We start from the raw sequence: 20,140 nt of genomic DNA, 5'->3' as shown, positions 1-20,140 counted from the left end.
GCCCGGGCGGGGCGCGGTGAACTACCCTGCCGCATCTTCCCGGGGTCTCATTCCATGGTCACCAGCATCCTGTTCGGCCTGTTCGGCCTGTCGGTCCTGATCGGCATCGCCTGGCTCTTCTCCAACAACAAGGGGGCGGTCGACTGGCGGCTGGTGCTCACCGGCATCACCCTGCAGATCGGCTTCGCGGCCCTGGTGCTGCTGGTGCCGGGTGGCCGCGAGGTGTTCGACTGGCTGGGCCACGGCTTCGTGAAGATCCTCGAGTTCGTGTCCGCCGGCTCGAACTTCATCTTCGGCAGCCTGATGGACACCTCGAAGTTCGGCTTCATCTTCGCCTTCCAGGTGCTGCCCACCATCATCTTCTTCGCCGCGCTGATGGGCGTTATGTACCACCTGGGCGTGATGCAGGCCATCGTGCGCGCCATGGCCTGGGCCATCACCAAGGTGATGAAGGTGTCGGGCGCGGAAACCACCAGCGTCTGCGCCAGCGTGTTCATCGGCCAGACCGAGGCGCCGCTGACCGTGCGCCCCTACATCCCGCGCATGACCGAGTCCGAGCTGATCACCATGATGATCGGCGGCATGGCGCACATCGCCGGCGGCGTGCTGGCGGCCTACGTGGGCATGCTCGGCGGCGGCGACCCGGAGCAGCAGGCCTTTTACGCCAAGCACCTGCTGGCCGCGTCCATCATGGCCGCGCCCGCCACCCTGGTGGTGGCCAAGCTGCTCATCCCGGAAACCGGCACCCCGCTCACCCGCGGCACGGTGAAGATGGAAGTCGAGAAGACCTCCAGCAACATCATCGACGCCGCCGCCGCCGGCGCCGCCGACGGCCTGCGCCTGGCGCTGAACATCGGCGCGATGCTGCTGGCCTTCATCGCGCTCATCGCGCTGATCAACGCGCCGCTCACCTGGCTCGGCGACGTCACCGGCGTGGCCGGCATGCTGGGCAAGCCCACCGACCTGGCCACCATCTTCGGCTACGTGCTGGCGCCGATCGCCTGGGTGATCGGCGTGCCCTGGCAGGACGCCACCACGGTGGGTTCGCTGATCGGCCAGAAGATCGTGATCAACGAGTTCGTGGCCTACCTGCAGCTGGCCGACATCGTCAACGGCCGCGTGGACGGCGTCGAGCTCACCGAGAAGGGCCGCCTTATCGCCACGTACGCGCTGTGCGGCTTCGCCAACTTCAGCTCCATCGCCATCCAGATCGGCGGCATCGGCGGCCTGGCCCCCGAGCGTCGCCAGGACCTGGCCAAGTTCGGCCTGCGCGCCGTGCTGGGCGGCACCTTGGCCACCTTCATGACCGCCACCATCGCCGGCGTGCTCACCACCCTGGGTGCCTGAGCGAAACCTGTGGGAGGGCCTTCAGGCCCGACTGTCTGGTCGGGCCTGAAGGCCCTCCTACAACAAGCAGGCTGAGTGCAGGAGCGTTCCGATGGGAACCGTCATCGTCATCGGCTCGTACAACCAGGACCACGTCTGGTCCGTCGACGACCTGCCCGCGCCCGGCGCCACGCGCCTGGGCCGCTACGCCAGCGGCCCCGGCGGCAAGGGCTTCAACCAGGCCGTGGCCGCGGCCCGAGCCGGCGCCCGCACCGGCTTCGTGACCGCGCTGGGCGAAGACGCCGCGGCGGACACCGCGCGCAGCCTGGCGCTGGCCGAGGGCATCGTGGTGCACGCCGAAGTGCACGCCGAACTGCCCTCGGGCACCGCCGGCATCTTCGTGGACGCCGCCGGCCGCAACGTCATCGTGGTGGCGCCCGGCGCGAACGCGGCGCTCACGCCCGCCTTCGTGGCGGCGCTGGACCCGGCCTTCGCCGGCGCCGGCGTGGTGCTGGCGCAGCTGGAAGTGGCGCCCGAAGCCGTGCACGAGGGCCTGCGCCACGCCCGCGCGGCGAACGCGCTGGCCATCCTAAACCCGGCACCCGCGAACGCCTTCACCACCGACGCCCTGCTGCGCCAGGCCGACGTGCTGACCCCGAACGAAACCGAATTCGCCGCCCTGCTGCAGCGCCACCGCGGCATCGCCTGCGATGCCGACGCGCTCGCCGCGCAGGACGACGCCGCCCTGCACGCGCTGTGCCGCGAACTGGCGCCCTGGGCCACCGTGGTGGTGACGCTGGGCGCGAGCGGTGTGTTCGTGTCGCATCCGGACGAGTTGCCGCGCGGCGACACCGCCGGCGCCTACCGCCTGCGCCCGGAAGCCGTGCAGGCCGTGGACACCACCGGCGCCGGCGACGCCTTCAGCGGCGCCCTGGCCGCGGCCCTGGCCGCCGCGCCGGAAGCCCCCTTCGCCGATGCCGTGCGCTTCGCCAACCGCTATGCCGCGCTGTCCACCGAGCGCCCCGGCGCCGCGCTGGCCATGCCGCATCGGGCCGAGGTGGACGAACGTTTCGGGTGAATCCCGCAGTTGTAGTTGCGAATCATTCTTATTATCATGCGCGGCAGTTCCCCGATGGACCGCCCGCATGCCCCGTTTTTCCCTGCTCTCCCTCGCAGTGCTCGGCGCCCTCGCCCTGCCCGCCGCCGCCCAGGATGAGCTGACCGTCCTCGACGAAGTCACCGTCTCCGCCAGCACCAGCCGCCTGCCCTGGTCGGAGGCCGCGCTGCCGAACACCATCACCGTCATCGACCGCGCCCAGCTCGAGCAGCAGCTGGCGCTCACCAACGACCTGTCGCAGGTGCTGGCCAACCTGATCCCGGCCTTCGCGCCCTCGCGCCAGAAGATGACCAGCTTCGGCGAGTCGCTGCGCGGCCGGCAGCCGCTGTACATGGTCGACGGCGTGCCGCAGTCCACCCCGCTGCGCGACGGCTCGCGCGACGCCCACACCATCGACCCGGCCATGGTCGAGCGCATCGAGGTCATCCACGGCGCCAACGCGCTGCAGGGCCTGGGCGCTTCCGGCGGCATCATCAACATCATCACCAAGCGCGCGCCGCGCGAGGATGGCGAAAGCTGGCAGGACGTTTCGCTGGGCGCCAGCACCGCCCTGCCCACCGAGGACGACGCCACCGGCACCCGCGCCTCGTGGCTGTTCGGCACCCGCCGCGGCGCGCTGGATTTCGTCGGCGGCGCCTCGCACGCCACCGAGGGCCTGCACTACGACGGCGACGGCCGCGCGCTGGCCGCGAACGGCGTGCAGGGCGACCTGATGGACTCCGAGTCGACCAACCTGTTCGCCAAGCTCGGCGTCGACCTCGGCGGCGACCGCCGCCTGCAGTTCACCGCCAGCCATTACGCCCTCGACGGCAACGGCGACTACGTGTCGGTGCCCGGCTCGATCGCCACCGGCACGCCAGCCACCTCGGTGCGCGGCGACCTGCCGCTGGACCCGCCGCGCAACCGCTCCACCCAGGTCGCCGCCGACTACACCGACCGCGACATCGCCGGCGGCTACCTGCAGGCGCAGCTCTACTGGGTGGATTTCGCCGCCCGCTACGGCTCCAGCCCCTGGGTGAATTTCTTCGGAAACGAACCAGGTTCAATTTGGCAGGACCAGTCGCAGAACGTCTCGGAGAAGTTCGGCGGCAAGTTCAGCTGGTCGCGCGCCGACCTGTTCGGGCTGCCGCTGCAGGCCACGCTGGGCCTCGACCTGGCCCGGGACACGACCTACCAGGAACTGCTGGAGGCCGGCCTGGACTGGGTGCCGGAGACCACCTATCGCTCCACCTCGCCCTTCGTGCAGCTGCAGTACACGCTGGGCGACCTGAGCCTGGTGGGCGGCCTGCGCCACGAGCGCGGCGAACTGCAGGTGGACGACTACACCACGCTGCCGGTCTACGGCACGCAGCAGGTGGAAGGCGGCAACCCGGAAACCCGTGAAACCCTGCCCAACGCCGGCTTCGTCTGGCAGGCCACCGATGCACTGGCTTTCTACGGCTCCTACGCCGAGGGCTACACGGTGGCCGACATCGGCCGCGTGCTGCGCGCCATCAACCGCCCGGGCCAGTCGGTGGAAAACCTGGTGGACCTTTCGCCGGTGGTGGCCGACAACCGCGAACTCGGCCTCGACTACGACGACGGCCGCTGGACCGCGCACCTGGCCGCATACTGGTCCGACTCCGACCTCGGTTCGCTGCTGGTCTACGACCCGGTGGCCGACAACTACAACGTGAGCCGGCAGAAAACCGAGATCCGCGGCATCGAGGGCAACGTGGCCCTGCGCTTCGGCCGCGGCGACCGCGTGGGCCTGGCCTACGCGCAAACCGAAGGCCGCTACGACCGCAACCAGGACGGCGCCGTGGACACCGACCTCGAGGGCATCAACATCAGCCCCGACCGCGCCACGCTGTTCTGGGAGCGTGCGTGGACCGACGGCGTCGCCACCCGCCTGCAGGCCAGCCACGCCTTCGACCGCGACTTCGAGCGCTTCGGCAGCCGCGTCGCCACGTTCGACGGCTACACCACGCTCGACCTGCAGGCGCGCGTCGCCCTGCCGGTGGGCACGCTGTCGGTGGGCCTGGAGAACCTGCTGGGCGAGCAGTACCTCACCTACTACTCGCAGACCACGCCCTCGAACGACGACTACGTCGCCGGCCGCGGCCGCGTGCTGAGCCTGGCCTGGTCGCACCGCTTCTGAGCCCGGCGATGGCCGACGCCAGCCCGCCGGCGGCAGCGCCCGGTCGCCTGAAGCGGCGCCTGCGGGCGCTGCTGGCCTGGCTGCACCTGTGGCTGGGGCTGGTCGTGGGCACGCTGTTCGCGCTGGTGTCGCTGGCGGGTTCGGTGCTGGTGTTCCACACCGAACTGCTGCTGGCGACGCAGCCGCGCCTGGCCGCGTTTTCCCCGTCGGCGAGCGGCGAAGTGATGGCCCGCCTGCTCGCCGACGGGGCCCCGCGCGGCCTCACCGCGCTCGACCTGCCGCGCGAAGGCCTGCCGGTCTGGCAGGCCTATTTCGCCGACGGCAGCCGCGCCTACCACGCGCCCACCGATGGCGGACTGCTGCTGGTGCGCAGCCACGACAGCGACTGGCTGATGTGGCTGCACCACTGGCACGTGGAGCTGCTGGGCGGCGCCGTGGGCAAGGAGGTGCTGGGCGTCGCCGGCTGGATCGCCTTCGGGCTGCTGCTCAGCGGCCTGTACCTGTGGTGGCCGAAGGCCGGCAAGGCGCTGTCGCAGCTGCGCTGGCACGCCGGGCCGCCGGCGCGGCGCTGGCTGAGCTGGCACCGCAGCAGCGGCGTGCTGATGCTGCCGCTGCTGGGGCTGGCCACGCTGACCGGCCTGGGCATGGTGTATTCCGCCGGCTTCCGCACGGTGCTGGTGGCCGCGCTGGGCGCGAACCCGCCACCGGTGGCCACCGCGGCCACCGGTGCGGCCGCGCGCATGGACTGGTCGAACGCGCTGGCAACGGCGCAGGCCGCGCTCCCCGGCGGCCGCATCGCCCGCGTGGCACCGCCGGCGCCGGGCGCCGCGATGCTGGCCTTCCGCGGCCAGGCGGCCGGCGAATGGCACCCGGTGGGCCGCAGCGTGGTGGCCGTGTCGTTCGACGGCCGCGAAACCCTGCTGCGGTACGACGCCACCGCCGACCGCCCCGGCGCCCGGCTTTCCAACGCCATCTACCCGCTGCACGTCGCCGCGGTGGGCGGCCTGCCGATGAAACTGGCCCAGGTCGTCGCCGGCCTGCTGCCCTCCTTCCTGCTGGTCACCGGTTTCCTGTTCTGGCGCCGGCGCCGGACCCGCCGCTGAGCCCGCGCGGGCCGCCGGCTACAATGGCGGCCATGTTCATCGGTCCCCACCGCATCGCCCCCCGCGTGGTGCTGGCCCCCATGGCCGGCGTCACCGACAAGCCCTTCCGCATGCTGTGCAAGCAGCTGGGCGCGGGCCTGTGCGTGTCGGAGATGACCACGTCGGACCCGCGCTTCTGGAACACCGCCAAGTCCGTGCACCGCATGGACCACGCCGGCGAACCGGACCCCATCAGCGTGCAGATCGCCGGCACGGTGCCGGAGGTGATGGCCGAGGCCGCGCGCCACAACGTCGGGCACGGCGCCCAGCTGATCGACATCAACATGGGCTGCCCGGCCACGGGTTAGATTACGGCATGGACATGCTATAGTGCATGTTCCATGGCATGGACATGGCTGGACCGCCCCCCCAGCCTTCCGAGCGGTGCTGGGAATCCACCCAGCAAAGCAGTTGCTACGCACCGGCGTCCCGAAACAGGCGCTCAGGAAGCATCCGATGGCGACGCTTGAGTCCATTTTCTATACGCCGCACCGGGCAATAGTCGAAGGCCAGAAGGTGCGATGGGAGCCCATTGGTACCGGAAACGTAATTCGGGCCCTGCCACAGATTCACTGGAGCGACGGAAGACCTTGGCGCGAGGCGAATCTCTGGGCGCTTGAAAACGCTGCCAGCCGAGACGTCGATATCAAGACCGTCCAGGCAAACATGACCTCAATTCACGCCTATGCCAAATGGCTTGAGCGAACGAATACGGACTGGTGGTATTTCCCACAACGAAAAGCCGACCGTTGCCTCGTTCGTTACCGAGGCGCACTAATTGAGGCGAGGGACGCCGGGGAAATTGCCCCATCTACAGCCTCACAGCGCATGCGCGTTGCAATTCGCTTCTACCGGTGGCTGAGGGCAAACGGATTGTTCTCACCTGAATGGCCCATGTGGCAGGAACGCATTATTGGACTGCACCTGACGGACCCAGTTGGGTTCGATCGGACGCTCATGGTAACCACGACGGACCTAAGCATTCGAAATCGCCCGGCCCGGGGCGAACGTCTTGAGGATGGTCTGCTGCCAATAGCCGCGAAACACCGCGATGAACTGCTGGGCTTTGCACGAACGCATGCCTCCGAAGAGCTCTTCCTCATCCTAACCTTGGGCTTCTTTACCGGGATGCGCCTCCAGACCCTGACCGCGCTCACAATCCAGAGTGTTGAGCGGGCCATCCCTGACCCATCGACGCCTGAGCTGTATCGGATAGCGGTAGGCCCAGGAGCGAGTCCACCTGTGGCCACCAAGTTCGGCATTACAGGCGACATCTGGATAACAAAGGCCCATCTCGAAGCGCTTCGCGAATACTGTTTCAGCACGCGACGCCTCACGCGCCAGGCTCTCGCATCACCAGAGCATCGCAACCTCATCTTCCTAACACGCTTTGGCAATCCCTACGCACAGCGCGGCAGCGACAAGAGCGTTGCGGTGAACACCGAACTCCACTCACTGAGGAAGGCCGCCCTACTAGAGGGCATGACGTTCATGCGTGGCTTTCGTTTCCACCAGTCCCGATGCACGTTCGCGACAGAACTGGCGCGTCTACTCATTTCCGTCGGCGCTGGTGCGAACGCAATTGCTATCGTCAAAGACGCGCTTCTGCATAAAGATGAAGCGACTTCACTCAAGTACATTAAATTCGTGGAGAGATCCCCACTTAAGGAGGAGGCAGCTAACGCCTTCACGCAAGCTTTCCTTGGCATAACTACTGATCGCGCGCAAATAGCATATGCCTGAACTGCGAATTCCTGATCTCAAATTCCCACTGATGGCCCATAACGGGAATTCCCGGTGGGATCTCAGTTCCCTTCTCTATCGCGGCGGCGCGGGCGCCAAGATCACAAAGGTCGCTGAGCTAATCGCGAACGGATCCCTTGGTGATCCGGTTTCGGAGCGCCTTCCGCTTGTAATACGAATACACGAAGAAATTGAGGCAGACCTCCAAGGCGGGGGAAGCTGGGAAACTGCATACCACAACATCTGGAACGCACGAAGGTTCTTCGCATGGGCAGACAGGACTGGTAACGCCATAACACCGGAGCTGGCGGAAAGCACGTTCCTCGAATATGCGGAGCATCTCTTGCATAGAGTGCAGGTAAAAAGAGATCTCGCGCAGTCTGGCGCTTACCAAATGGCGAACCAGATATCAGCACTCCTTGGGCGCGCACTAGGATTAGAAACCTCACTGCTTGTCCGAACGCGCATAAACAAAACCGGCAGGAAAAAGCGTGCACTTGGCACTCAGGCGGACAAGCAGGATCTCGCAGAAACGTTTGCTTTCGGCCAAACGCTTCTCGACATTACTGATGCATTGACGATAGAAACGATCCAAGGACCCCTGCCCGTTACTATCCAGTTCCGATCAGGACATTCGATGGATGAATGGTGCTACCTTGATCCGCCCGAGAAAGTCAAAGCCCTAGGCAGCGCGAACGTGCCTCCACGGCATCGCAAAGTATCATTGGCCCGAAGGGCCGCTTGGTCGGCAGACACCTCACATCGAACGCGACACCCACTCATCAACCTCCGAACTGAGGCGGAGCTACTGATATTTATTGCCCAGACTGGAATGAATCTGGCGCAAGCGCAGGCCCTACGGATGGGGCAATTCCGATATCAAAGCCACCTTGACGGCTATCGGGTGTATCGAATCTACAAGAGCCGCAGGAGCGGCGAGGTCGAGTTCGAGATCTACAGCGAGTACAGACCACTGTTTGAACGCTACCTAGCCTGGCGCGCTGCCACCTTCCCTCACGATCAAGCAGGACTCCTGTTCCCATATGCAAACCCTCCCGGGCGAACTCGGAGACCCTCGGCGACGAGGGAATTTGGCGCCGTATCGGATAGGTGCAAGAAGCTCAATATTCGATTCATCAGACCACAGAAGCTTCGCTGCACACGCATCAACTGGTTGATGCGTCGATCACGCGACGCCGAACTCACGGCCGAGATGAATCAACATACCCAAGAGACGCTGCTCCGGGTCTATGAACAGCCTCACCACCAAGCAGCAGCCGTAGAGGTGAGCAGGTTTCACGCCCTGATGGACCCATCAATCGCGATGCCAGGACCTGGCATCTGTATTGAAGCAGTACCAAAGGCACTATCAAGCGCTCCGCCACAATCGCCTCCCCCTGATTGCATAAGCCCAGCCGGATGCCTGTTTTGCCAACACCAGCGAGACATCGACAGCGAAGATCATGTGTGGTCACTAGCGACTTACAGACACTACAAGTCACTTGAACTGGCACGCTACCGACCCTCGGCAAAAAGTGAACACGCCCACCCAGCGAAAGCTGCCGTGGACCGCATAACATCCAAACTGATCAGCCTTGAATCGAGCAGCGAGCTGAGGGCGATGTGGGTTCAGGAATCAATTGAACGCATCCGTGAAGAGCATTACCACCCAAAGTGGGAAGGCTTCATTGCATTACTGGATATGCGCTGATGAAAATCAACCTAGCCCACCTTTCACTTTCGATTGATTCACCGCTCGTCAATCCGACGACGAAGAACTATCGACCACCATCGTGGCCTCCTCCCGCTGACTTCCCTATCGTCATTGACGCCGACGGCACGGTGATAAGTCGATATGGCGATTCAAAATGGGAGCTGTGGCCCTGGGCTGGACGTCCACTCACACTGAACTTTGGTGATGGACAGCGATCAAGTAGTCGGGCCCGAACCCTCTCCCGCCAAAATGCTGAATTGCTTCGAAGGGTTGCCGCTTGGTGGATATATGGAACCCGAAGCACGCGAGAACCTCGGACGCTGTGCAACAGACTCACTCAGCTCGTCCCTTTGTTTACGTTGTGCACAGAAGAAGGAATCTCGGTAGATCGACTCTCGCGCCATCCAAGTGTCATCGACCGAATTCCTGGCGTGCTTGCACCATCCACTGCCAATGACGCATTTGCATTACTGCATACGCTCTTTGAACAGCGGGATATGCTTGGCATCACGATCCTTGACCGTGAAGGGCTTCGGCGCCTCGAATCGGCGTTGCCAAGCTACGAGCCTCGGCAAACCCCATACATTCCACCACGCATATGGATGTACCAACTTAATAGACTTCGGGCGTTTCTCGATGATTTCGTGTCGCATCAAGACGCTATCGAAGATTGCTTCAACTTCTGCCTGACAGCGTACGCTACAAACGCTGGCTCTCTTGCCGAAGCATGTCGGCGAAGACTGATACCCGCGAGAATGCCGTTCCATACACCTCGTACAGTGACGGGCGCACGAACTGGCGCGAAGTTTCACGGTCTTTTCTCCGAAACCGCGCGGCGGCTCGGCGTTTATGATCTCCTAGCGCGCTGGCTACTGCGACCAGGCCAATCCTTAGACGACCCCGGGAGGGGCGTGTCGCTACTTGGAACCTATTTCAATGTAGTTGAGCAGGTTGGAATTGCATACCTGCTCAATCTGTCTATGATGCGCGCGGAAGAGGCGATGTCCCTCCGGGCAGACTGCCTAATTCAGGAGCACGACGAGCGCTTCGGTCAGATCTTTCTGCTAGCAGGTCCGACGACTAAAACAATCAAAGACAGCGACGCGCGGTGGGTCACATCGCCATCAGCGAGAATAGCTGTTGATATGATGAGCGTCGTTGCTCGTCTGAGGATGCTCGCGGCAGAGGCAAACCCAAACGTACCAACCGTAGAGTCGGACATTTCAAATCCCTACTTGGTTCTTCGCTCCTATGAGCCATGGAGCAACTGCAAAGGGGTTCGTCTCCCCTTGACGGTAAGACCAAGCGCAACCTCATACAAGGATCTAGTGCGCGCCTGCCCTAATCTCTTTGACGAGGAAGAACTTCGGATTACCGAGTCTGACTTTAATTTCGCAAGACTCATAACGCCCACGCTTGATTGCGATGCCTTCGGCGTTGGTAAAGTCTGGCAATTTGCATGGCATCAGCTGCGTCGCACGGGCGCCGTAAACATGCAGGCATCTGGCTTGGTATCGGACGCGTCGATTCAGTACCAGCTGAAACACGCATCGCGTGCAATGTCTCTTTACTATGGGCAAGGATACTCTCGTGTGCGCCTCAACAGAAAAGCCAATAACGAGTACATCCGTACGATGTACGAGGTTCTGGGCAAGGAGGTGGCGCAGCTATTCTCTCAACGCTTCGTTAGCCCGTACGGTGAACAACGCAAAGCGGACATCCTGAGGCTGGTTAACCCAAAGGAAAGTGGGAAGCTGACTGCAGCTGCGAAAGCCGGCACGATCTCCTGGCGCGAAACGCTACTAGGCGGCTGTACTAAGATTGGCCCATGTGAGTACGGGGGCGTGGACAACATCGCTCGCTGTGGAGGCGGGGATGGGAAGGCGCCCTGTGCAGATGCGCTTTTCGATCGCAGCAAGGCCCCAGCCATCCGCCGGCTAGACCAGCTAATAGCATCTCGCCTGATTGAGGCCCCTGAGGGTTCGCCCTACGCGGAGTCTCTCAAGGCCCAGCAGATCTCCGTTAGAAACGCACTACATGCCATCGAGAGCTAACATGAATCGCACCGCACCGCGCGCAGAGGACGAGTTTCGCGAAGCGTTCATTCGCCTGACGCGCAATAGACCGGAACGAATGCCGAAGGGAACACCTGTCTCGCAAAATAACGTTGCCAGGGAAGCAGGCTGCGATCCCTCTGCGTTGAGGAAATCCCGCTACCCAAGTCTTATCGCCGAAATTCAGCAATGGCGCGATGATAAGGCGCCAGATGCCTCTCCCTCCAACCGCCAGACCACGCTGGCGCAGCGTGCGCGCAATAGATCGTTAAGGGAGAAGCTGGAACTCATGAAGCTTCAACGGGACCATGCACTTTCGCTTCTTGTGGAAGCTGATGCGAAGATTCATGAGCTAACTATTGAGAACTCAAGACTTCGGGCCCTAAATCCCGTGAGCAAGGTGGTCAACATAAGGAACAAGTGAACGGCTAATGCGTAGGACGCTTCAGCACCTAGCTAACTGGCGATCGGTACAACTTTGCTTGGAGATCCGCACCCAGTGGCGACCCGTTTACGAGGAGCGCAAATCCCCGGCACCCGTCCCACGGCTACAGGATTCGACGCTCGCCAAATCAATTGATTCTTCTCACGCGGCTTGGGTTTTCGCAGCGACTTCGCCCTCTCCTAGCGCAGCGAAGTACTCAGCCGCAAGTCGAAGTTGGTCGCCTGCGGTCTGCGCCCGATTCACTACCTCTCTGAATGCGATGTTCTCTGGTCGCCCTTTGGCATACCAGCCCAGGTGCTTTCTCGCGATACGCACCCCTGCTTCTTCGCCGTAGAAGGCGTGGAGTCCCGCGATATGCCCGAGCAGAATCTCACCAGCATCTCTCGCTGTCGGCTCGGGGAGAATCTCACCGGTTCTCATGTAGTGCGATATTTCACGAAAGATCCACGGCCGACCCTGAGCGGCCCGACCGATCATCAGCGCGTCGGCGCCGGTCTTATGCAGCACATCGCGTGCCTTTAAAGGACTGTCAATATCGCCATTTGCCACAACAGGAATTCGAACGGCTTGCTTAATCGCAGCGACCGTTTCGAACTCAGCGATGCCCGAGTACTGCATATCACGTGTGCGCCCGTGCACGGCAAGCGCTTTGATGCCCGCGTCTTCAGCAATTTTCGCAATTGCGACGCCATTCTTATTGGCAGCACTCCAACCTGTCCGTATTTTTAAAGTGACTGGAACGTCAACCGCCCTTACTACGGCAGCCAGAATTCTCCCAACTAACGGCTCATCCTGAAGGAGAGCGGAGCCTGCCCAAACATTGCAGACCTTCTTGGCCGGACACCCCATGTTGATGTCAATTATTTGAGCCCCATGATCAACGTTGTAACGCGCCGCGTCAGCAAGAACTGTCGGATCCGCTCCAGCGATCTGGACTCCAACCGGCTCTGATTCGCCAACATGGTCCATCCTCCACTGACTTTTCTTTGTCTTCCAAAGGCGCGGATCCGATGTAGTCATTTCGGAAACCGCATAACCCGCGCCAAGGCTTCTGCAAAGCAAACGGAAGGGCTTGTCCGTCACGCCGGCCATAGGCGCGAGCACCAGAGCCGGTTCAATTATGTAAGATCCGATGCGCATAGGGTGAGCTTAGTGATCTTCTTCATTCTATCCGATGACGCTGCAAAATCCTTGGACGAATAGTCGCTCGTTTTGACGATACGGCGAATGTCGACATTCGCGATCTCTAAACACTCAGCCGGAAGGGACGAACCGGCGATTCGGACGCTGGCGGGTCTAGCTCTTTGGTACTAGTGCAGGCGTACGTCGACATGACGCTGGGCTCGCCCCCTCGACCTGCGCGACCTACCAACTTGTGCATGCGCGAATCCAGGCTAGAACCCGTACCGCACCCGGCGATCCTCAAAAGCCTCACGCCCACCTTCCAGGAGCTCTTTCACCTCAACGGCCACCTTGGCTACATCAATCGAGCCCATATGGTCCGATTCCAGACGAATACGACCCCGCTCGGCCTCTCCATCAGCATCAATCGCGACAATCTGTTCTGCGTCGCCTAACACCGGGATGTTTGCGTTATGTGTTGCGAAGATTAGCTGCCTACGGCGCTTTTCATTTCGCACCATCGGTACAACCGTCTTTGATACGAAGCGGTTATCAAGGTTGTCCTCTGGCTGGTCGAGGATGAGCGGGCTATCCGAATCAAGCATAAGTAGGTACAGGAGCGCTGTTGCCTTCTGCCCGACCGAAAGATCGTCGAGCTCCTTCCACTGAGCCGGCCCCTTCGGCGGCGCGATGTTGAACTCTATGCGCGTCACTGGCAGAAGGTCTGTCTGTTCAAGTGCCATAAAAAAGTCCTCGCCCGCCGCACAAAGTTTTGCTGCTTGCATCGCAGGAAAACTGAACTCACGCACGACCGCATCAGGACCCTCTCGACATGCGGCTGCGAGCAATCCGACATCTAAACTTGGCGTGGCTTCTAGGGCGGCCTGAGCTTCGGCAAGGCGTCCGCCGATGCCCCGTACAAGAGCCGTCAGATTCCGCCTATCCATTCCGCGAACGACAGTAACGCGCAGGCCGTCTTCCAGGGCCTTGGATACGCGCTTTGCTGTGGTTTCCAACCGCTTTATCCTACAGTCCGCAAGTTCGCGAGATCGTGCAAGGTCGGCTTGGCGCTTACTACGAATGTTTTCCGTCTGCTGCTCTAGTCTTTCGATCTGACCGGATAGCGGTTTCAGCCTTGCGGCCTGTTCACGAAGCCTGATGAAGTCTGCACCATCGATCTTTTCCTTTTGAAGCTCTCTTAATGTCGCTTCAAACCGTCCCGCTACATTTTCCTTTGCTGCAGCAACAACCGCGGACGCTGTGTCGATCTCTACCAGCGCCGTGGACAATGCCGACTCTATCTGCTCGACAACGGAACCAACGACCTCATCTACTCCTAGCAAAGTAGCGTGCAGAGCGTTAATTGAATCTGGCGCAGCTGCAGCGTAGAGACTATCACCCTCAAACTCTCCCTTCGGAATCGGAACTTCCCGCTTTAGCGACTCGACAAGGCCGAAGATCGGCTGAAGTCGCTCCCTAGCTAAGGTAATTAGGCCTTCTGACCTAACCACAGCAGACTGCTCAGCAAGTCGCTCCTCGGCTCCGGACTCTTTGTATCGCTCGAGAGTCGTCAACATCCCGGAAAGCGGCGCTTGACGCTCCCGTAGAGCATCGATCTCGCTCGCAATAGCTGTAATTCTTTGACGCGAGTCCCTGAGTCGATTAGCAACTTGAACCTCCTCCTCATCGAGGGAGCGATCGGCCTCGACATATCGACCAAACAACTCCGTTAGCTTCATCTTATCGCGCGCCAATTCCGCCAGCTCGCTTTGTCCATACACGCTGACCGCACCCAACAGATCGTGCACGCGCAAGGAGCTTTCGTCACCGTACTCGTCGAAGACCTTTGCGTCTTGAGAAACCACACGCTCTATCCGGTATCGTCGCCTATCAGGTCTGTACGTTTGGACATGAAGCGTAATCTTTGTGCCACTGCACGCAACCTTTTCGATAATTGATTTGTGCGCCTTCACTGCCTCCGCTCCGAGAGGCGTCACGCCTAGCGCATAGCGCAGGCACTCAACTAGCGCTGATTTGCCCGCGCCGCGCCCGCCGATCAGCACATTCAAACCATCGTTGAAGCGAACCTTGAGGCCCTTCAAGAAGCGCTCACTCTCGACCTCCATACCTAGTATTTCCGGATGAACTTGGGGCTCCGGGTCGGTATTTAGCCGGATACGCGAATCATGATCGAGGAACGCGTGACGCAATCCCTCAATAGTCGGCGTGTCCATCCGTATGAATGTAGTGGATGATGGCGATCCAAGAGCGGCAGGAGAATACACGTCTCCTGCGTTGACGATTGCGACCTTGCGATCCCGCTGATATTCCGGTTCACGATTCTCAAGGATCCTGCGCACGCTTAGTTCCGGAACAGCTGCGAGCGGCCCTGGCAGTGCACAGGCATTGAGCAACGGATGCCTGAACAGGTTTATCCTGGGTTGGCCTGATAGCGTTTGAAATAATCCCCCACTCTGGGTGCAGTGGGCGGCAATCACTTGCGCCCCCCACTTACGCGATTCTTCGAGCAGCTCCTGCGCGTCTTTGTCGCCGGTAGGCGATCCCTCCACTATGCCGTGAATGCCACATGCATGAATATAGCCCTGCACGATGTCCACTGATTTTGAAGGATCGAACAGCACCAAGAAATGAACGCCGTCCTTCGTCACTGCCTCAAACCCGGGAAACACCACGATCCCCGCGTCCTGCAACGCGTTGATCAACGACTCTGCAGGCTTAATTCGATAGTGGTCGGCGACACCGACCACCTCAACATGATTTGCCTTACATGCTTCGGCAATCGCTTTGTTGTAATCGGCTTCGCTTGCGAAGCTGCTCTGCTTGCCGTGGCGAAGCAAGTACTCGTACGGATTCACCTGTAACGCGCACTTGTAGAACCTTGCGCCTCTTGGGAGACCAAGAATATCGTCGTAACTCACGCCCCCTCCCGAACACTCCTCGCACCCTTAAGTGCCCCCATGAGGACGATACATTAGAACGGTTTCGAGACCTAAAGACGTTCCCCGGGTGTACAGGTTCTGCGACCTTGGTGGACTGGGCGCCGGGGCAATGGGCCTACGGACTGGGAGGTTCTAGTCGACGCATGGCCTATAAGTAGCTAGGTTCTCGTTTTCAGCCAGCTTTCAGACCGACTGGTGCGAGCGGCCCCTGCTGGACGGAGCATGAAGGCCTGGCCATGCAGACCCGAGTTGGACCGGGGATCGCTATGACCGCGCAACTGACATAATCGGAAGAGGTCATTACTCGACGACTTAAGTGGACGCCCTATGAGCCAGCCTATCAACGACAAGCTTCGCACTTCCCATGTGCTGCGCCTTATCGAGGGAATTCATGTAATTGGTCCCGATTTTGAACGGTTTGGAGAAATCTTCGTTGAGCAGCTTCTTGGCATTCCGCTAACAAATCGGGGCCTCAACGTCTTGGGCTTCCCTGTTGGCGGCAGCGTTGACACCTTTTCCCCGGACGGATCTTTAGTGGTGGAGTACTCAGCGGAAAAGGACTACTTTTCAGCGGCAATGCCCAAGGCGCTAAAGGATCTGAATCATGCACTGGCGAAGAATCCGGGCGTGAAAAAGATCGTGCTGCTCTCAGCGCAGAAGCGCGTGCGAGCCGCGGAAAGGGATTTTATGGCGCAGATTGATGCTCGCGACGACATGAAGGGCCGCACTGTAGAGGTCTGGAGTGCGGAAGACATCGCGGAGAAGATCGTCGACCATCTGTTGACAAGTGACCGGGCGGTGAGCCTCCTCAGTCCCTACTTGCCAGTGCTTGCGCAGCTGCGTGATGAGCAGGCCGCTACCCTGCAAGTTCCACTGCCTGACGACGGGGCGTTGCACAGGCCCACTATCGAGGCCGCGATCGAGGCAGAGCTTCGAAAGACACCGTGTTTGGTTATCTCCGGACACGGCGGCGCCGGAAAGTCCCAGGCGGCGGCGGCGTTTGCTGGAAGTCGAATCGACGAGTATCACAACCGGCTCTGGCTAAAGGGCGACGACGTCCCCACAATCGAGAGTCTCAGCGCGGTCGCGATGGTCCGGGCCGGCGACAGTCGGAACGTCGCGTACCTGCTTAAGTCCCGCCCCACGCTGCTCATCATCGACGACGTCGGCCCTGAGTTAAAGCTGGATCAACTAGCACCGCTTTGTGGTCCAGGCTCGCACATCATTGTTACCTCGCGGCGCAATGACGGCTATCTCTTACCCGCCTTTGATGAGAATGAGGCCCGTCAGGTCGCGAACCGCGAGACAGCGGAGCCTTGCCCGGACGAGATTTTCCGCCAAATCTGGGACGCCGTGGGAGGACACCCACTCACTTGGGGGCTGATCAACGGCGCAATTCGAAATGGTGCTACCTGGGGCGACATTCGGGAGGACTGCCAGGCCATTGGAGACCTCCCGGACAAATCCAACCGGCTTGCTGATCGATTGCTTGCCCGTGCGCTGCATACCATGGGCAGGGAACTCGCTTTTTTTCATTGGGTCGGAAAGCCCGACTGCGATCGGGACTTTGCGGCAAGAGTTCTACTCCCATTAGGCCTGCGCAAGCTTCGCGATTCTTGCCTCACCACGCAAGATCGGCCTGGCGTGGTGCGGCTTCACGATGTCGTTTTTACAAGCCTGCGCACGTTGGCGGGCCAGCTTCCGGATCTCTCGAGAGAGTTCACGGAGCAGCTTGCGACGTATATCGATGAGGTGGCCACTGCGGAAGACAGCCTCCCGTTCTGGACCGTTTCGCGAAGCCTAGCTCTCCGACTCCGGGAAGCCATCGCCGGCGGCGACCGACGGTCGCAGTTTGTTTACGCCGTGCTTGAAACCAGTCCGATGCCAGCTCTTGATCTCTCACTCTTCGAAGATCCGCTTGTCATGACTGAACGGGTGCTCGGCGCTGCAGGAAAGGATGTGCCCCCTATTCAAACCATGGCTGTAATTGAAACGATCGAGGCTGGGTATCTCTATCGCAAGGCGCGCGATGGCAAAGAGAAGGCAAAAGAAGTGCTTGCTTCACAGGTGGGGGTGTTCGACCGCCTGCGCGCCGACGATCGTCTCAGCGACAGGCAACGTGCCGAGGTTGAACATCATCGGGGTAAAGCACTTCTCCGGCTGGGCGATAAAGCAGCGGCGATCGCGTGTTTCGAATCTGTGCTAGGTGGCCCGCATCCGCTGAACGAATCGCGCCTCCAGCTCGTTAAGTTGTTTAGCAAGGACGCGTCGAAGTCCGCTGACGTAGAAGCCCTGACCCGCGCCTTACTTGAAGGATTCGGCACCACTGGAGGATCGACAAATTCCGTGTTCATGGCCACGGTAGAGATGCTGCCTTGGCGCGATGACGATTGGCGACACAAGCTCATAGCCGCACATGGTCCGGTCATTGAGTCCACATTGGTTCGATTGACCCAGATCGGCGTTAGTCAGGCCTACAGAACCTTGGCCTCTATCGGGCGATATTGGGTAAGGCGCGGCGATCCCGCGTTTCTTCGCGTTTTCGATGTCGTGCCACCCAGAGAGCCGGACGACGCCGATGAAGATGATGATCTGTTTGCGTATGGTGAGCTGCTGCACGAAGCGAGTCGGCTCAAGGCGGAGCACCGGACTGAGCTGCATTTACGAGCCCTCGCGAGCTATAAAGCCTTAAAGGCTCGCGGTGACTATCAGACGCAGCGGCTCGCTGAGCTACTCATTGAAATGGATCGTCACCAGGAAGCCTTGGAGCTCCTGGAGACCCTGCCCGGAATTGAACGAAGCGATTTCGGCCAATATCGCTTGTCGCGTGCCTACCTTGGACTCGGCAGACTACCCGAGGCAAAAGCCGCCATCGATTCAGCTTTGCGTCTTCTCATGAAGGAGTTCTTTCGCCCTCTGTTTGAGGCTCATGCCGCACAGGTCGACGCGTCACTGGCCGCGAGGGAGGTGCAATGAATGCGACGGGACGTTGGCTGCAGACACCGTTATTCTCCTCGATGCATTCCAAGGAACCAACTCGACCCGCTAAAGCAGGCCTAGCAGGCGGCTAGCCACACGTTCCTTATTCGGTGCACCGTGGCCAACTTTCAACGAATGCTGCTGAGCAGGCGACAGGATCACGGAATGAACCTTTCTGTCGCAGATGCCCGGCTTCGCAGGGAATGTGCAGGTTCAGGGCAGAGAAGCGCGTGTTCTCGGTTAGCCCAGCTCACCGCCAGTTCGCGAAGCTCATTGGAGTCCACTGAACCAACTATCGGCCGCGATTACTTCGTCGGAGCTGGATAATCAGGGACAGAGCCTTCTCCGGCGACAACCCCAGTTTGTCCGCGAGGACGAAGTACTCCATTACATCGAGGCGCCGAGAGCCGCTCTCCACGGCCGAGAGCCGTTGCTGTGGCCAGCCGAGGGCCTTGGCAAGGGATGCCTGCGTCAGCCCGACGTCCTTTCGGATGCGCCGCAACGCGTCAACCAGCTCACGGTACTCCTCGGCATAGATGGTCTTCTTGGCCATTGCGGTCCAGTCCCTCTCTGGGCGGACACGCTAGGGGCTGAACGCAGATACATGAAAATCGTGTATCTTGGGTCTAATATCAGCCTTCGAAACGCCATGAGCCGGGTTGCTGCCCTATGCCTCTTCTATTGGTCCATCCAGGCGTGGACCTTACGCTCGAACTCTATGTTTCCCCGGAGCTGGAGGAGGCGGTTGCTCTTCAATGGGAGCGTGTCCGCAAGCGCACCGTGCGGGACACTTACGTCAAGGCGCTTGAGTATCGGCTTGAAACCCTATTGCGAGACTGCCTGGACTGGGACCTCAAAGCCCCAACCGAGGCCCAAATATCGTATGCAACCCTCTTGGCGGCTAGGCACGGCGTCACCATCCCCGCTGAGGCGAAGAAGTACCGATTCCATATGGCGATGTTTCTCGAGGCGTGGGCGCGAAAGCCTTATCCCGCCAACTCTGGAAGCAGCAGCCAAGAGGCCAGCCTCCGAACCACTTGTCCTCCAGCATCGCCGGACCAAGAAGAACCCACCTCACGCTAGCTCGTAACCATCGTGCTCTACAGATATGACAACGCCTTGACGAGAGCTATACATCCGCCTAGGTCGGTTGCGCGTCACCCTCAACATTGCGCCAGGACATCGGCGCAGCATTCTTATGGCGTTTCAGTTCAACAGCGGGGCGTCACCTGATGAAGCTGGATGAACTCATAGAACAAGCGGTAGAAGACCCTTCCAAAGAGGCGGGGCTGTTTGCATTGCTGCTTGAGACGACCCTGTACGTTCATGCGCCGAAGAAACCAATTGAATCGCCCCGGCTTCTCCGGAGGCCATTTCGTTTGAGTCACGCCGCGATGG

The 20,140-nt window shown here is 60.9% G+C and carries 12 protein-coding genes and 1 pseudogene; 10 read left to right on the top strand and 3 right to left on the bottom strand.

Features of this window, described 5'->3' with window-relative positions:
• Positions 1-54: 54 nt before the first annotated feature.
• The 9 genes and pseudogenes from ACE3Q2_RS03190 (at position 55) to ACE3Q2_RS03150 (ending at position 11,660) form a co-directional block, all read left to right on the top strand.
• Positions 55-1,347 (top strand): NupC/NupG family nucleoside CNT transporter, encoded by a 1,293-nt coding sequence (locus ACE3Q2_RS03190; RefSeq protein ID WP_374472723.1) that lies wholly within the window; start codon positions 55-57, stop codon positions 1,345-1,347.
• A 91-nt stretch (positions 1,348-1,438) separates the two neighbouring features.
• The gene (locus ACE3Q2_RS03185; protein WP_231696727.1) at positions 1,439-2,404 is read left to right on the top strand and encodes a ribokinase; all 966 of its coding nucleotides are present in this window, start codon (positions 1,439-1,441) and stop codon (positions 2,402-2,404) included.
• 67 nt (positions 2,405-2,471) lie between these two features.
• Complete coding sequence (locus tag ACE3Q2_RS03180; RefSeq protein ID WP_374472720.1) at positions 2,472-4,583, top strand: TonB-dependent receptor; 2,112 nt, start codon at positions 2,472-2,474, stop codon at positions 4,581-4,583.
• 8 nt (positions 4,584-4,591) lie between these two features.
• Positions 4,592-5,686 carry a PepSY-associated TM helix domain-containing protein gene (locus ACE3Q2_RS03175; protein WP_231696728.1) on the top strand — a complete coding sequence of 365 codons (1,095 nt, stop codon included), beginning with the start codon at positions 4,592-4,594 and terminating at the stop codon, positions 5,684-5,686.
• A gap of 32 nt (positions 5,687-5,718) precedes the next feature.
• A pseudogene (locus ACE3Q2_RS03170) lies at positions 5,719-6,024 on the top strand (tRNA-dihydrouridine synthase); the annotation flags it as partial.
• 157 nt (positions 6,025-6,181) lie between these two features.
• The gene (locus tag ACE3Q2_RS03165; RefSeq protein ID WP_374472718.1) at positions 6,182-7,468 is read left to right on the top strand and encodes a site-specific integrase; all 1,287 of its coding nucleotides are present in this window, start codon (positions 6,182-6,184) and stop codon (positions 7,466-7,468) included.
• Positions 7,461-9,179 carry a hypothetical protein gene (locus ACE3Q2_RS03160; RefSeq protein WP_374472716.1) on the top strand — a complete coding sequence of 573 codons (1,719 nt, stop codon included), beginning with the start codon at positions 7,461-7,463 and terminating at the stop codon, positions 9,177-9,179. Before ACE3Q2_RS03165 ends, ACE3Q2_RS03160 begins: the two co-directional genes overlap by 8 nt.
• Positions 9,179-11,236: a hypothetical protein gene (locus ACE3Q2_RS03155; RefSeq protein ID WP_374472714.1), complete on the top strand. Its 2,058-nt coding sequence runs from the start codon at positions 9,179-9,181 to the stop codon at positions 11,234-11,236. The genes ACE3Q2_RS03160 and ACE3Q2_RS03155 overlap by 1 nt, the downstream gene beginning before the upstream one ends.
• Position 11,237: 1 nt before the next feature.
• Positions 11,238-11,660 (top strand): hypothetical protein, encoded by a 423-nt coding sequence (locus ACE3Q2_RS03150; protein WP_374472712.1) that lies wholly within the window; start codon positions 11,238-11,240, stop codon positions 11,658-11,660.
• Between the two features lie 162 nt (positions 11,661-11,822).
• Here ACE3Q2_RS03150 and dusB read toward each other — a convergent pair whose 3' ends face one another.
• The gene (gene dusB / locus ACE3Q2_RS03145) at positions 11,823-12,821 is read right to left on the bottom strand and encodes a tRNA dihydrouridine synthase DusB (protein WP_374472710.1); all 999 of its coding nucleotides are present in this window, start codon (positions 12,819-12,821) and stop codon (positions 11,823-11,825) included.
• A gap of 254 nt (positions 12,822-13,075) precedes the next feature.
• Positions 13,076-15,742 (bottom strand): TrlF family AAA-like ATPase, encoded by a 2,667-nt coding sequence (locus tag ACE3Q2_RS03140; RefSeq protein WP_374472708.1) that lies wholly within the window; start codon positions 15,740-15,742, stop codon positions 13,076-13,078.
• A gap of 348 nt (positions 15,743-16,090) precedes the next feature.
• On the opposite strand from ACE3Q2_RS03140, the gene ACE3Q2_RS03135 reads away from it, so the two are divergent.
• Positions 16,091-18,739 (top strand): hypothetical protein, encoded by a 2,649-nt coding sequence (locus ACE3Q2_RS03135; RefSeq protein ID WP_374472706.1) that lies wholly within the window; start codon positions 16,091-16,093, stop codon positions 18,737-18,739.
• Positions 18,740-19,034: 295 nt separating this feature from the next.
• Here ACE3Q2_RS03135 and ACE3Q2_RS03130 read toward each other — a convergent pair whose 3' ends face one another.
• Positions 19,035-19,295 carry a helix-turn-helix domain-containing protein gene (locus ACE3Q2_RS03130; RefSeq protein ID WP_374472704.1) on the bottom strand — a complete coding sequence of 87 codons (261 nt, stop codon included), beginning with the start codon at positions 19,293-19,295 and terminating at the stop codon, positions 19,035-19,037.
• Positions 19,296-20,140 lie beyond the last annotated feature (845 nt).

This window comes from Arenimonas sp. (assembly GCF_041913985.1).
Classification (GTDB): Bacteria; Pseudomonadota; Gammaproteobacteria; order Xanthomonadales; family Xanthomonadaceae; genus Arenimonas.
This window is presented reverse-complemented; position numbering and strand designations above follow the sequence as displayed.